Annotated in this window: 12 protein-coding genes; 8 read left to right on the top strand and 4 right to left on the bottom strand. The window is 64.5% G+C overall.

Going from position 1 to position 14,581, the window contains the following annotated elements:
• Positions 1-70 precede the first annotated feature (70 nt).
• From panB to acs, 4 genes are all read left to right on the top strand, one after another.
• A complete protein-coding gene (panB, locus tag C722_RS0110050) occupies positions 71-871 on the top strand; it encodes a 3-methyl-2-oxobutanoate hydroxymethyltransferase (protein WP_017640379.1) in 801 nt (266 codons plus the stop codon).
• Complete coding sequence (gene panC / locus C722_RS0110045; RefSeq protein WP_017640378.1) at positions 868-1,725, top strand: pantoate--beta-alanine ligase; 858 nt, start codon at positions 868-870, stop codon at positions 1,723-1,725. Before panB ends, panC begins: the two co-directional genes overlap by 4 nt.
• Before the next feature lie 181 nt (positions 1,726-1,906).
• A complete protein-coding gene (gene pgi / locus C722_RS0110040; protein WP_017640377.1) occupies positions 1,907-3,571 on the top strand; it encodes a glucose-6-phosphate isomerase in 1,665 nt (554 codons plus the stop codon).
• Between the two features lie 125 nt (positions 3,572-3,696).
• Positions 3,697-5,640: an acetate--CoA ligase gene (acs, locus tag C722_RS0110035; protein ID WP_017640376.1), complete on the top strand. Its 1,944-nt coding sequence runs from the start codon at positions 3,697-3,699 to the stop codon at positions 5,638-5,640.
• 53 nt (positions 5,641-5,693) lie between these two features.
• Here acs and C722_RS0110030 read toward each other — a convergent pair whose 3' ends face one another.
• A complete protein-coding gene (locus C722_RS0110030) occupies positions 5,694-6,146 on the bottom strand; it encodes a PA2169 family four-helix-bundle protein (protein ID WP_007159716.1) in 453 nt (150 codons plus the stop codon).
• 73 nt (positions 6,147-6,219) lie between these two features.
• Entirely contained in the window at positions 6,220-6,579 is a 360-nt protein-coding gene (locus C722_RS0110025; RefSeq protein WP_017640375.1) for a BON domain-containing protein, read from the bottom strand.
• A 366-nt stretch (positions 6,580-6,945) separates the two neighbouring features.
• Here C722_RS0110025 and C722_RS0110020 point away from each other — a divergent pair, with 366 nt between their 5' ends.
• The 3 genes from C722_RS0110020 to C722_RS0110010 all read left to right on the top strand — a co-directional run bounded on the left by C722_RS0110020 (position 6,946) and on the right by C722_RS0110010 (position 12,185).
• Positions 6,946-10,452 (top strand): EAL domain-containing protein, encoded by a 3,507-nt coding sequence (locus C722_RS0110020; RefSeq protein ID WP_017640374.1) that lies wholly within the window; start codon positions 6,946-6,948, stop codon positions 10,450-10,452.
• 88 nt (positions 10,453-10,540) lie between these two features.
• A complete protein-coding gene (locus tag C722_RS0110015) occupies positions 10,541-10,732 on the top strand; it encodes a hypothetical protein (RefSeq protein ID WP_017640373.1) in 192 nt (63 codons plus the stop codon).
• 193 nt (positions 10,733-10,925) lie between these two features.
• Positions 10,926-12,185, top strand: coding sequence for a sodium:proton antiporter (locus C722_RS0110010; protein WP_017640372.1), 1,260 nt, complete (start codon positions 10,926-10,928; stop codon positions 12,183-12,185).
• Between the two features lie 55 nt (positions 12,186-12,240).
• On the opposite strand, the gene speD is transcribed toward C722_RS0110010, so the two are convergent.
• Both speD and C722_RS0110000 read right to left on the bottom strand, forming a co-directional pair.
• Positions 12,241-13,035 carry an adenosylmethionine decarboxylase gene (gene speD, locus C722_RS0110005; RefSeq protein WP_026083764.1) on the bottom strand — a complete coding sequence of 265 codons (795 nt, stop codon included), beginning with the start codon at positions 13,033-13,035 and terminating at the stop codon, positions 12,241-12,243.
• Between the two features lie 265 nt (positions 13,036-13,300).
• Positions 13,301-13,723 (bottom strand): OsmC family protein, encoded by a 423-nt coding sequence (locus C722_RS0110000; protein WP_017640370.1) that lies wholly within the window; start codon positions 13,721-13,723, stop codon positions 13,301-13,303.
• Between the two features lie 209 nt (positions 13,724-13,932).
• Here C722_RS0110000 and crp point away from each other — a divergent pair, with 209 nt between their 5' ends.
• The gene (gene crp, locus C722_RS0109995; protein ID WP_017640369.1) at positions 13,933-14,577 is read left to right on the top strand and encodes a cAMP-activated global transcriptional regulator CRP; all 645 of its coding nucleotides are present in this window, start codon (positions 13,933-13,935) and stop codon (positions 14,575-14,577) included.
• Positions 14,578-14,581: the final 4 nt, after the last annotated feature.

Genomic DNA, 14,581 nt, shown 5'->3' with positions numbered 1-14,581 from the left:
TGCGCGCGGCCAACCCGCGCCCGCGGCGCCCAGACAATAACCATAGCGCCGTCCCACGAGGACCTCTTGCATGCCTGATATCAGCCTCACGACCCTTCAGGGGCTCAAGCAGCGTGGCGAAAAGATCGCCATGCTGACCGCCTACGATGCCACCTTCGCCCAGGCCGCCAGTCAGGCCGGCGTCGAGATGCTGCTCATCGGCGATTCCCTCGGCATGGTGCTGCAGGGTCACGACAGCACCCTGCCGGTGACGCTCGACGACATGGTCTACCACACCGCCTGCGTCAAACGCGGCCAGGCCGGTGCCTTCATCGTCGCCGACCTGTCGTTCATGACCTACGCCACCCTGGAGCAGACCCTGACCAGCGCCGGCCGCCTGATGCAGGCGGGCGCGCAGATGGTCAAGCTCGAGGGCGACGCCTGGTTGGCCGAACCGATTCGTCGGCTGGCCGCCAATGGCGTACCGGTCTGCGCCCACCTGGGCCTGACGCCGCAGTCGGTCAATGTCTTCGGCGGCTTCAAGGTGCAGGGGCGCGATCCAGTCCGGGCGCAGCAGCTGCGTGACGCGGCGCGCGAGCTGGAGGAAGCCGGCGCGGCCATGCTGCTGCTGGAATGCGTGCCCTCGGCGCTGGCCGAGGAAATCACCCGCGCCGCCCGGGTGCCGGTGATCGGCATCGGCGCCGGTGCCGCCACCGATGGCCAGGTGCTGGTGCTGCACGACATGCTCGGCCTGGCCCTGCGCGGGCGCACGCCGAAATTCGTGCGCAATTTCATGGCCGGCCAGGACAGCATCCAGGCTGCCCTGGCGGCCTACGTCGCCGCCGTCAAGGACGGCAGCTTTCCCGCTCCCGAACACGGATTTTCCGCATGAAGACGGTCCATAGCGTCCGCGAACTACGCGCCGCCGTTGCCGCCGCGCGCCGCCAGGGCCTGCGCATCGGCCTGGTGCCCACCATGGGCAATCTGCACGCCGGTCATATCGCCCTGGTGGAGACCGCGCGCCGCCACGCCGACTTCGTGGTGACGAGCATCTTCGTCAATCCGCTGCAATTCGGCCCCAGCGAGGATCTGGCGACCTATCCGCGCACCCTGGCGGAAGACAGCCGCCAGCTGAACGAGGCCCACTGCGATCTGCTGTTCGCACCGGCGGTGGCCGAGATGTATCCCAAGGGTATGGACGGCCTGACCCGGGTGAACGTCCCCGAGGTGTCCGAAGGTCTTTGCGGTGCCCGTCGGCCCGGCCATTTCGAAGGCGTGGCCACGGTGGTCACCAAGCTGTTCCACATGGCGCAACCGGACGTGGCGGTGTTTGGCGAAAAGGACTATCAGCAGCTGGCGGTGATCCGCAAGCTGGTCCAGGACCTGGACATGCCCATCGAGATCGTCGCCCAACCCACGGTGCGGGCCACCGACGGCCTGGCGCTGTCCTCGCGCAATGGCTATCTCGATGACGGCCAGCGCGCCAGCGCGCCCTGCCTGTACAGCCTGCTCAAGCGGCTGGCCGATCAGCTAGCCGCCGGCGCAGCGGTCGAGCCGACCCTGGCGTCCGGTGTCGCCGAATTGCAAGCTCAGGGGCTTAGAGTCGACTACCTGGAACTACGCGAGCAGTTGAGCCTGCAACCGGCCGGGCCGGCCACCACCGCGCTGGTGCTGCTGGTGGCGGCCTATCTGGGCCAGACCCGCCTGATCGACAACCTGAGCTTTCGCCGCAGGCCCGGAGTGTGATGCAACCGAAGGTTAGCTCACCCAAACCCGCCTGAATCCTGGAAGCCCGGAACATACCGGGCTTTTTCATGCTCGAAGCGCGACGCCACGTCAGGCGTCGCGCGGTCGCCGACTTTCCCTTGCAAGCCAGCGGCTTGTGGGGCACAACAGCAAACAAGAGCCACCAAGGAAAAGCCTAGCCATGGAGTACTATCAACACCCCCTCGACGTGACCCAGCTCGCCTCCTGGAAAGCCCTGCAGGAACACCGCAAGGCCATGCAGAATTTCCGCATGCGCGACGCCTTCGCCGCCGATCCGCAGCGCTTCTCGCAGTTCTCCCTGAGCAGCAGTGGTCTGTTCCTCGACTACTCCAAGAACCTCATCACCGAGCAGACCCGTGAGCTGCTGGTGAACCTGGCTCGCGAAGCGGGTCTGGAAGGCGCCATCCGCACCCTGTTCGACGGTGCCTACGTCAACTCGTCCGAGCACCGTCCCGCCCTGCATACCGCGCTGCGCCGCCCGGTGGGCGACAGTGTGCAGATCGATGGCCAGGACATCATGCCCGAGGTGCACCGGGTCCTGAACCAGATGACCGCGCTGGTCACCCGCATCCACAACGGCCTCTGGCGCGGCTACACCGAGAAGCCGATCACCGATGTGGTCAACATCGGCATCGGTGGTTCCTTCCTCGGTCCGCAGCTGGTGTCCGAGGCGCTGGTGCCCTTCACCCAGCGCGGCGTGCGTTGCCACTACCTGGCCAACATCGACGGCAGCGAATTCCGCGAGGTGACTTCCAAGCTCGCCGCCGACACCACCCTGTTCATCGTCTCCTCCAAGTCCTTCGGCACCCTGGAGACCCTGAAGAACGCCCAGGCCGCCCGCGCCTGGTGCCTGGCCCAGGGCTGCCCGGAGCCGGAGCTGCACAAGCACTTCATCGCCGTCTCCAGCAACGTCAAGATGGCGGTGGAATTCGGCATCGCCGAAGAGAACATCTTCCCCATGTGGGATTGGGTCGGCGGACGCTACTCGCTGTGGTCGGCCATCGGCCTGCCCATCGCCCTGGCCATCGGCATGTCCAACTTCAAGGACCTGCTGGCCGGTGCCTATGCCATGGACCAGCATTTCACCAGCGCCCCCTTCGAAGAGAACATGCCGGTGCTGCTGGGCCTGCTCGGGGTCTGGTACGGCAACTTCTGGGGCGCGACCAGTCACGCCATCCTGCCCTACGACCACCACCTGCGTAACTTCGTGAAGCACCTGCAGCAGCTGGACATGGAGTCCAACGGCAAGAGCGTGCGTCAGGACGGCTCGCCGGTGAGCATGGAAACCGGTCCGGTGATCTGGGGCGGCGTCGGCTGCAACGGTCAGCATGCCTACCACCAGCTCCTGCACCAGGGCACCCAGCTGATCCCCGGTGACTTCATCGTGCCGGTGGTGAGCCACAATCCGGTGGCCGATCACCAGCAATGGCTCTATGCCAACTGCCTGTCGCAGAGCCAGGCGCTGATGCTGGGCAAGACCCGCGAGGAAGCCGAGGCCGAGCTGCGCGAGAAGGGCCTGGGCGAGGCCGAGATCGCCAAGCTGGCGCCGCACAAGGTGATCCCGGGCAACCGTCCGAGCAACACCCTGGTGCTGGAACGCATCTCGCCCCGACGCCTGGGTGCGCTGGTGGCCCTGTACGAGCACAAGGTATTCGTGCAGAGCGTCATCTGGGGCATCAACTGCTTCGACCAGTGGGGCGTCGAGCTGGGCAAGGAGCTGGGCAAGGACGTCTATCAGCACATCATCGGCCGCAGCGAAGGCAAGGCCGACGATGGTTCGACTCAGGGCCTGATCGATTACTTCCGCGGTCGTCACCGCGGCTGATCGATCTCGGTCCGCTCCGAAAGGCGCCGCTCTGCGGCGCTTTTTCGTTTTATCGCCTCGCTGAACCCCGACAGGCCATCCGCGGCCTAAACTAGGAGCACAACAACACCAAGAAGGAGCCGGCCATGAGCCACCGCTATCCCGTGCCCGAGAGTCTGAGTGCCCGCACCCACCTCGACGAAGCCCGTTATCGCGAGCTCTACCAGCGCTCGGTGGAACAGCCGGAACGCTTTTGGAGCGAACAGGCCAGCGCTTTACTCGACTGGTCGCGCACCTGGGACGAAGTCCATAGCGGCGACATGCGCCAGGGCCAGACCCGCTGGTTCAGCGGCGGCCAGCTCAACGTCGCCTACAACTGCATCGATCGCCACCTCGGTGGCCGAGCCGAGCAGACCGCCATCCTCTGGGAAGGCGACGATCCCGCCGACAGCCAGGCCATCAGCTATCGCCAGTTGCACGAGCACGTCTGTCGCCTGGCCAATGTGCTCAAGGGGCGCGGGGTCAGGAAGGGCGACCGCGTCTGTCTCTATCTGCCGATGATTCCCGAGGCCGCCTATGCGATGCTGGCCTGCGCCCGCATCGGCGCGGTGCATTCGGTGGTGTTCGGCGGGTTCTCGCCCGAGGCGTTGCGCGACCGTATCCTCGATTCCGACTGCCGAGTGGTGATCACCGCCGACGAGGGCGTACGTGGTGGCAAGCGCGTGCCGCTCAAGGCCAATGTCGACAAGGCCCTGGCCAAATGCCCGGATGTCCACACCGTGGTCTTGGTCGAGCGGACCGGCGCCGCCGTGGCGCGCCAGGAGGGCCGTGATCTGCCTTATGCCCAGGCCGTGGCCGCGGCCGCGGCCGACTGCCCGGCAGAGCCCATGGATGCCGAGGACCCGCTGTTCATCCTCTACACCTCGGGCTCCACCGGCAAGCCCAAGGGCGTGCTGCACACCACCGGTGGCTATCTGCTAGGCGCCACCCTGAGCTTCAAGTACCTGTTCGACTACCACGAGGGACAGGTCTTCTGGTGCACCGCCGACGTCGGCTGGGTCACCGGCCACAGCTACATCGTCTATGGCCCCCTGGCCAATGGCGCCACCACCCTGATGTTCGAAGGCGTGCCCAGCTATCCCGACGCCAGTCGCCTGTGGCAGGTGGTGGACAAGCATCAGGTCAATATCTTCTATACCGCTCCCACCGCCTTGCGCGCCCTGATGCGTGAAGGCGACGAGCCGGTACAGCGCACCTCGCGGCAGAGCCTGCAATTGCTCGGCAGCGTAGGCGAGCCGATCAATCCCGAGGCCTGGGAGTGGTATCACCGGGTAGTGGGCGAGGGTCGCTGCCCCATCGTCGACACCTGGTGGCAGACCGAGACCGGCAGCATCCTCATCGCCCCGCCCCCCGGCGCCCTGGCGTTGAAGCCGGGCTCGGCCACCCTGCCCTTCTTTGGCGTCCAGCCGGTGCTGCTGGACGAGCAGGGCAAGGAAATCGACGGCCCCGGCAGCGGAGTGCTGGCCATCAAGGCCAGCTGGCCGAGCCAGATCCGCACCGTCTATGGCGACCACCAGCGACTGATCGACACCTACTTTAGTGCCTATCCGGGTTACTACTTCACCGGCGACGGCGCCCGCCGGGACGAAGACGGCTACTACTGGATCACCGGGCGGGTGGATGACGTGCTCAACGTCTCCGGCCACCGCATCGGTACCGCCGAAGTGGAAAGCGTGCTCACCGAACATGCGGACGTGGCCGAAGCCGCCGTAGTGGGTTGCCCGCACGAGGTCAAGGGCCAGGCGGTCTATGCCTTCGTCACCACCAAGGGCGGGGTGACCCCAAGCGACGAGCTCAAGGCCCGCCTGCGCCAACAGGTGGCCGAGGAGATCGGCAGCTTCGCCAAGCCGGAATTCCTGCAATGGGCACCCGCCCTGCCCAAGACCCGCTCCGGCAAGATCATGAGACGCATCCTGCGCAAGATCGCCTGCGACGAGCTGGACAGCCTGGGGGATACCTCGACCCTGGCCGATCCTTCGGTGGTCGACAGCCTGATCGATGCCCGGCTCAATCGCGCCCCGCAGGGCTAGCTGTAGCCCAAAGAAAAGCCCCGCCTAGGCGGGGCTTTTTTCTGCAGGCAACCTTAGTGGGCGGCTTGCATGCGGTGCTTCAGGTCACGCATGCGATCGTGGGTCGCACGGGCCTTTTCCAGCTGGCTGCGCAGGTTGGCCTGGGCATCCGGCGTGGCGTGTTCGTTGACGGCGCGCTCCAGTGCGTGCAGCAGGCGGTCTTCCTGCTCTTCCAGTTCGCTGACGTAGGTAACTTCTTCCTTTTCCTTGCTGGCAAAGGAGGTTTTGACGTCGGTGTAGTACTTGCGGAAGCTGCCGGCAAAGGTGCCTTGCTCGGCGGGCTTTTCACCAGCGGCCGATACCTGGCTGCTCAGAGCGCTGATGATCTCGGCCTTGCTCTGGGCGATCTCGGTGAACAGGGCCTTCAATTCGGGGTTCTTCACTTCGGTGAGGGCATGCTCGTAGAAATTCTTGCCGTCACGGGCGATCTCGATCAGATCGTTGAGGGTTTCGGTCGTGCTGGTCATGGCAGTTCTCCGGGGTGAAGGGCAAGGGTGATGGCAGCGGCGCTGCCATCGTGCCGGGTGTTACCAGGCGTTCTTACTGAGCGGCTTTCAGCGCATCAGCAGATACGGCCTTGACGCCCTTGATGGCCTTGGCTTCCTTGATCGCCAGGTCGCGCTGGGCTTCGGTCGCCACGGTGCCGGACAGGGACACGACGCCCTTGTTGGTCTCGACCTTGATCGAGGTGCCCTTGATGTGTTCGTCGGCCAGGAAGGAAGCTTTGACCTTGCTGGTGATCCAGGTGTCGGACGCGGCTTCTTCGGTCTTGTCCATGGTGTTGTTGGCGGCCAGGGTCATGTTCTGGCTGGTGGCAGCAAAGGCACCGCCGGCCAGCGGCAGGCTCAGTACGGAAGCGGTAACGGCAGCGAGGGCAAAAGTACCGAAAGTCTTTTTCATGAGATGACTCCTGTTTTCCTTGGTTGTACTGCGCCCAGGTCCTGGCAGCAGCGACTCCTATGTAGAGCGCAACGGCTGCGCCGAATTCCAAAGCCGATTAAAGACGTTGAAAATCAATGACTTAAGTCAATCCTCCAAAAATAACAGGCGGGCAAAATGCAAGTAATGCGTAAAAAGGTCTGGTAAATTGCACGAGGTCAGACGACTCTGGCACCGATGTCTGGGGCAGGAACCTCCCGTGCGCTCTGGGACGAGGGTGGACATCGAAAGGCGGACGTCGAGGTGGCCAAACCAGAACTGCCACACCTTTATCCGGTCAATGCTGAATTGAACCCGACACCTACGATCGGGCCTCGAGGATCCGGGATGCGGCCTCTCTCCCCTGCGCGCATTGCCCTGATTTATCTGTTGCTGAGCGCCCTCTGGGTGATCGGCACCGATGGGCTGTTGTATCTGCTGCTCAGCGATCAGGACAGTGTCCATCTGTGGCACACCCTGAAGGGCCTGGCCTTCATGAGCCTGCTATCGCTGGTGCTCTATGGCTTGCTGCGGCGCGAAGCCCGCAATCGCGAAGGCTTCATTGAAGAGCTGCAGAGCCAGCGCGCCACCCAGGATTTCGTCCAGCGGCTGACCAATACCGGTGACTGGCAGTTGCTGGACGATGGCCGCCTGCTGTGTTCCGAACGCACCCTGGTGATGCTGCGCCAGCCCAAGGGCAGCGATCCGCTGGATTTCGCCACCATTGCCGCCTGCGCCCGTGCCGATGACCGCGACCATGTGCACAGCATGCTGGAACGCCTGCAGCACATGCAGGGCCCGCTAAATTTCTCGGCGCATTTCGACGATGGCGAAGGCAGTTGGCGCTGGCTCAATTGGCAGAGCGATTTCGACGAAGCCGGCATCACCCGCGGTGCCCTGGTCGACATCACCAGCCACAAGCTAGCCGAACAGGCCCTGCACGACAGCCAGCGGCGCTATCGCGAACTGGTCCAGCACCTGCCGCTGGTGATCTTCGCCAGCGATCACCGCGGTCGCTGGCAATTTCTCAACCCCGCCTGGGAAGGCCTCACCGGCCAGCCCGCCGCCCAGCAACTCAACCATCCCCTGGATCAGGCCTTCCATCCCCAGGACGGCGCCCGCCTGCGCCAGCTGGTGGCGGATTTCGCGGCGGGCCAGCGCCTGCATTGGAATGGCGTGGTGCGGTTGCGGCTGTCGGTGGAGAGTCATCGCTGGATGCAGATGGAGCTGCGCGCCGGCCTCGATGGCGAGATCCAGGGCACCCTGACCGATATCCATCACGACTACCAGGCACAACTGCTGCAACAGGCCCGTAGCGACGTTCTCGACGACCTGCTCACCGGCCTGCCGCTGGCGGAGATCCAGCAGGGCATCGCCCTGCGGCTGGAGCAGATCTATCCGGAAATGCGCGTCGCCCTGTTGCTGGACGACCAGGGCGAGCATCTGCGGATCGCCGCGGCGCCCAGCCTGCCACCGGCCTTCCAGGCGGCGCTGGAAAGCATGCCTCGCAGCCGTCACGACCAGGGCTGCTGCAGCGCCGTCACGGGCAATGCGCCGGTGTTCACCATCGATGTCGCACTGGACCCGGCCTGGCAGCCGCTGTTGCCGGCGGCCCAGGCGGCGGGCATTCGCGGCGCCTGGGCCCTGCCGCTGCAGGACGAGCAGCAACGTGCCGTGGGCGCCCTGGGCATCTACTACGGTGAGGCGCGGCTGCCCGAAGCGGAAACCCAGGCGCTGATCACCGAATTCACCCGTCTGGCGGTGCTGGCCATCCGGCAGCAGCGTGTCGTCCAGGCGCAACGTGCCAGCGAGGCGCGCTATCGCGGCATCTTCGAACAGGCCTACACCGGCATCATGCTCAGTGACCTGGAAGGTCGCTGGTTGAGCGTCAATCACCACTTCTGCCAGATGCTCGGCTACTCGCAACCGGAGTTGCTGCAGAAGGACACCGCGTCGGTGACCCATCCGGACGAGCGCGCGCTGGGCGCCGCGCTGCGCAAGCAGCTGGTGGACACCGGCCAGGACCGCTACACCCTGGAAAAACGCTATCTGCATCGCAATGGCCAGCCGGTATGGACCAACGTCACCACGCGCCTGATCCGCGACGATCAGGGCGTGCCGCAATACTTCATCAGCACCGCCCAGGACATCACCCTGCGCAAACAGCAGGAAGAGAGCCTGCGCCAGGCCGCGGCGATGTTCCAGAACAGTCGCGACGGCCTGTTGCTGCTCGACGAGCGCCGCTGGATCCTGGCGGTGAACCCGGCCTTCGCCCGGCTGCTGGGCGCCCAGGAAGGCACCCTGCTCGGCCAGCGCCTGGGACTTCCCGGCGGTGGGCGCCAGGACCAGCGCTTCTACCGCGAACTCTGGCGCACGGTGCGCCGCGAGGGCCGCTGGGAAGGCGAGCTGCTCTGGCCACGACTCGACGGCAGTACCTTTCCGGCCTGGACCGCCATCGACACCCTCTACCCCCGGGAGACCCGGCAGTACACGGTTACCGTCAGCGATACCACCCGCCTGCGAGAGAGCGAGGCGCGCCTGAGTCATCTGGCGCACCACGATCCCCTGACCGACCTGCCCAACCGCCTGCTGGCGCGCACCCATCTAGAACACGCCCTGGCCCTGGCCGAACCCCAGGAATACCTGGTCGCCGTACTGATCCTCGACTTCGATCATTTCCGCACGGTCAACGAAAGCCATGGCCATGCCCTGGGTGACGAACTGCTGGTGGAATTCGCCGCCCGCCTGCGCGCCCTGCTCAGCGAGGACATCACCCTGGCGCGCATCGGTGGCGATGAGTATCTGGTCATCATCGAGCGGATAGACCGGCCCGAATTCGCCGCCCAGATCGCCCAGGCCATGCTCGGCAAGCTGGAGCAGCCCTTCCACCTCGGCGAGCACGACATCTATCTCAATGCCAGCATCGGCATCAGCCTCTTTCCCGACGATGGCGGGACCGCCGATGACCTCATCCGCAATGCCGACACGGCCATGCACCAGGCCAAGGACCAGGGCCGCGACACCTTCCGCTTCTATACCCAGGCCCTCACCGAGCAGTCGCGGCGGCGGTTGAATCTGGAATCGCGGCTGCGCACCGCGCTCAAGCGCGGTGACTTCGTTCTGCACTACCAACCGCTGATGAGCGTCAACACCGCCCAGACCATTGGCGTGGAAGCCCTGGTGCGTTGGCAGGACCCGGAGCTGGGCCTCATCCCGCCCACCGAGTTCATTCCGCTGGCCGAGGAAACCGGGCTCATCGTGCCCCTGGGCGACTGGATCATCGAGACCGCCTGCCAGCAGATGCACAGCTGGCTCGCCCAGGGACTCGAACTGGAGACCCTGGCGATCAACATCTCGCCCCGGCAATTCGCCAAGCGCGATCTGGCCAGCACCATTTCCCGCGCCCTGGCGCGCAGTCGCCTGCCGGCCGAGCACCTGGAGCTGGAGATCACCGAAGGCACCCTGATGAACAATGTCGAGGAGGCGCTGCTGTCCCTGGCTACCCTCAAGACGCTGGGCGTACGCATCGCCGTGGACGACTTCGGCACCGGCTATTCCTCCCTGGCCTATCTGCGCCGCTTCCCCCTCGACAAGCTCAAGATCGACCAGAGCTTCATGCACGAATTGCGCAGCGACAGCGGCACCCACAGCAGCCAGGCCATCGCCGCGGCCATCGTGGCCCTGGGGCAGGGCCTGGATCTGGACGTCCTGGCCGAGGGCGTGGAGACCACCGAGCAATGGGATATCCTGCGCAAGCTGGGTTGCCAGCAATGCCAGGGCTTCCTGTTCAGCCCACCGTTGCCGCCGGAAGAGTTCGAAGGCTGGTATGCCGAACGGCAGCGGGCGCGCGCCTAGCGCGCTTACCGACGAATGTCACCATTCTGCAATCAAAAGCGCTCTAGAATCGGGTTTCCACTTTTCGTCTGTCCCCGAGGGTACCAGTATGAAGATCGTGGTTCGCCCCCTGCGCAAGTCCACCACCAGTGCCTGGCAGGTCTGTCTCGACAAACAGGCCATCACCTTTCTCAATGAAGCCGACGCCCGCAGCTACGTGGCAACGCTGGAGGCGCGTATCGCTGCGCCCCATCCGTTGCCGCTGCGTGAAACGACCCCGGCAATGGCCGCGCCGCTCTAGCCGTCAGCGCGCCTGACCGTTCGTCTCAGAGGTCGCCCTGGCACCGGCACTGGAGGTGCGGGCCAGGGCGACTGCTGATCTTGTTGCGCCAGACACTTGGCTATCGAAAATGTAACTTTTGCGGCCTCCACCCCATCCTACCCCTAGCCCCTGCCTCCGCCGGGACTCGCTGTCTGATGGATCTGGAACGCCCATGCTCGAACTCGCTGCTGCCTTCATCTGCTTCACCTCGCTGCTCACCTACCTCAACTACCGCTTCGTCGGCCTGCCGCCCACCATCGGCGTCATGGTCATCGCGCTGATCTTCTCGGTCGGCCTGCAGAGCCTGTCCTGGCTGGGCTTTCCCGGCCTCGAGCACCGCATCGGCGAACTGCTCGGGCAGATCGACTTCAACGACCTGCTGATGAACTGGATGCTCGGCTTCCTGCTGTTCGCCGGCGCCCTGCACGTCAATCTCAAAGACCTGCGCGACTACAAATGGGCCATCGGCGGCCTGGCCACCCTCGGCGTGATCATCTCCACGGTGTTGATCGGCTATCTCAGCCACCTGATCTTCGGCTGGCTGGGCTGGCACGTCGACCTGCTCTACTGCCTGATCTTCGGTGCCCTGATCTCTCCGACCGATCCCATCGCCGTGCTTGGCATCCTGCGCTCGGCCGGCGCGCCCAAGTCGCTGGAGACCACCATCGTCGGCGAGGCGCTGTTCAACGATGGCGTGGCCGTGGTGGTCTATTCGGTGCTGCTGGGGGTGATCCAGCTGGGCGAGACGCCCACGGTCAACGCCGCGCTCTGGCTGTTTCTCGAAGAGGCCGGCGGCGGCATCCTCTTCGGCCTGTTGATCGGCTTCATCTGCTACTGGCTGATGCTGAGCATCGAGCAGCATCAGATCGAGGTGATGCTGTCCCTGGCCCTGGTGATCGGCGGCTCGACGCTGGCCAGCCACCTGCACGTCTCGGGCCCCATCGCCATGGTGGTCGCAGGTCTGATCATCGGCAACCTGGGCCGTACCAAGGCGATGAACGACTTCACCCGGCGCTACCTGGACGGGTTCTGGGAGTTGATCGATGAGATCCTCAACGCCCTGCTGTTCGCCCTGATCGGCATGGAGCTGCTGGTGCTGCCCTTCAGCTGGGCCCACCTGGGCGCGGCACTGCTGGTGACCCTGGCGATCCTCTTCGCCCGCTGGATCAGCGTGGCACCGGTGGTGCTGCTCAGCCCGCACTGGCGCAACATGACCCGTGGCACGGCGCGCATCCTCACCTGGGGCGCCCTGCGTGGCGGCGTCTCCGTAGCCCTGGCGCTGAGTTTGCCCGCCGGGCCGGAGCGGGATCTGATCCTGGCTCTGACCTACATCGTGGTGCTGGTCTCCATCCTCGGCCAGGGCCTGACCATCGGCCGGGTGGTCAAGAGCGTCACCGGTGGCGCACCGGTCGTGCGCGACGAGCATCACTGAACCGGGAAACGAAGAACCCCGCCGTGGCGGGGTTCCTTGAGCAACAGCCGAGCGATCAGCGCGGCAAGTTGCGGCCGGAGAAGATCTCGCGCATCTCGTGCTTGAGACGCTGAGTGATCTGCTGGCGCTGTTCCGTCGAGAGGCTGCGGGAAGCATCACCGAACAGGTAGTTGTCCAGTTCGAATTCCTTGAGCAGCATCTTGGTGTGGAACAGGTTGTCCTGGTACACGTTCACGTCGGTCATCTGGTAGGCCGCGCGAGTGTCCTCGGACAGGTAGTTCTGGATCGAGTTGATCTCGTGGTCGATGAAGTGCTTGCGCCCTTCGATGTCGCGGGTGAAGCCGCGCACCCGGTAGTCCACGGTGACGATATCCGAGTCGAACTGGTGGATCAGGTAGTTCAGGGCCTTGAGCGGGGAGATCACGCCACAGGTGGAGACGTCGATGTCGACGCGGAAGGTGGCGATACCGTCGTCCGGATGGATCTCCGGATAGGTGTGCACCGTGATGTGGCTCTTGTCCAGGTGGCCGAGAATGGTCTCGCGCAGCGGACCGGGCGATTCCTCGATCTGGCTCTCGGTCGGCTCGACCGGTTGCTCGGAGATCAGGATGGTCACGCTGGCACCCTGGGGATCGTAATCCTGGCGGGCGATGTTGAGGATGTTGGCCCCGATGATATCGACCACGTCGGTCAGAATCTGGGTCAGACGCTCGGCGTCGTACTCTTCATCGATGTACTGGACATAGGCCTGTTGATCTTCCGACGTCTCGGCGTAGCAGATGTCGTAGATGTTGAAGCTCAAGGTCTTGGTCAGGTTGTTGAAACCATGAAGCCTGAGTTTGCTTTTCACGGTGGTAAAGCTCCCGTCGTGCGGTCTCTGACCGCGGTCCTGAGTGCCCGTCAGTTGCGGATTGCGCAAGCTGCGTAGGGCGGCGAACACCTCTTCGCGATGGCGATTGGCTGTACTTGTCGGGGGCTTGCCCCTTAAGAGCGGCGCATTATGCAGATCGGCAGCGGCTGGGGCCAGAGTCTGCCGGGCTCAGGTGATGAATTGATGTCGACGGGAAGGGATGACGCGGAGGGCGACGCCTGCACGGGCGTCGCCTGCAAGAGCATCAGGCGAGTTCGACGAGTTCGTAGCTGTGGGTGATCTCGACGCCGGCCCGACCGAGCATGATGGAGGCCGAGCAGTACTTCTCCGCCGACAGCTCGATGGCGCGCTTGACCTGGGCTTCCTTGAGACCGCGGCCCTTGACCACGAACTTCAGGTGAATGCGGGTGAACACCTTGGGCTCGGTCTCGGCACGATCCGCTTCGAGGAAAGCCTCGCAGCTCTCCACCGGCTGCCGCGCCTTGCGCAGGATGCTGACCACGTCGTAGCTGGCGCAGCCGCCCAGGCCGATCAGCACGGTTTCCATCGGCCGTACGCCGAGGTTGCGACCACCGCTTTCCGGCGGGCCGTCCATGACCACCACGTGACCGCTGCCGGATTCACCGAGGAACATGGCCTCGCCTGCCCACTGGATGCGCGCTTTCATCGCTTTCGTCCTACTTATATATGCAAATGGTGATCAGCTTAACATGCTGGATGGCGTAAACTGATGACCAGTGAAGGGCTATTCAGCTCGCATTTAAGCTGCGCATGTTCTTATCCGGTCTTTGAATTGGAACCGGCGCAGCCTATGCATGCACCGGTTCGGACATCGGTGCCCCCGACTCAGGTTAGCTTTCAACCTCAGGAATCAGCATGGCCGCTATCATCCCACCCGCGAAGTTACAGCACATCGACAAGCTGCTAGCGCACTGCTCGCGTCGCCGCTACACGGCAAAAACCACCATCATCTACGCTGGCGACAACAGCGAAAGCCTGTTCTTCATCCTCAAGGGTTCGGTGACCATCCTTATCGAAGACGATGAGGGCCGCGAAATGATCATCGCCTATCTCAATGCCGGGGACTTCTTCGGCGAGATGGGTCTGTTCTCCAAGGAAGGCAGCGAGCCCGAGCGCAGCGCCTGGGTCCGTGCCCGTACCGAGTGCGAAGTCGCCGAGATCAGTTACGGCCAGTTCCGCGAACTGAGCCAGCATGATCCGGACATGCTGTTCTCCCTCGGCCGCCAGATGGCCGAGCGCCTGCGCCAGACCACCCGCAAGGTCGGCGACCTGGCCTTCCTCGACGTCACCGGTCGCGTGGCGCGCACCCTGCTCGACCTGTGCAAGCAGCCGGACGCCATGACCCACCCGGATGGCATGCAGATCAAGATCACCCGTCAGGAGATCGGCCGCATCGTCGGTTGCTCCCGCGAGATGGTCGGCCGCGTGCTCAAGTCCCTGGAAGAACAGGGACTGGTCCACGTCAAGGGCAAGACCATGGTGGTGTTCGGCACCCGCTGAGCCC

The organism is Pseudomonas sp. 313 (assembly GCF_000316965.1).
Classification (GTDB): domain Bacteria; phylum Pseudomonadota; class Gammaproteobacteria; order Pseudomonadales; family Pseudomonadaceae; genus Chryseomonas; species Chryseomonas benzopyrenica.
Note: the sequence above shows the minus strand (reverse complement) of the source record. Positions and strands in the feature narration are given on the sequence as shown.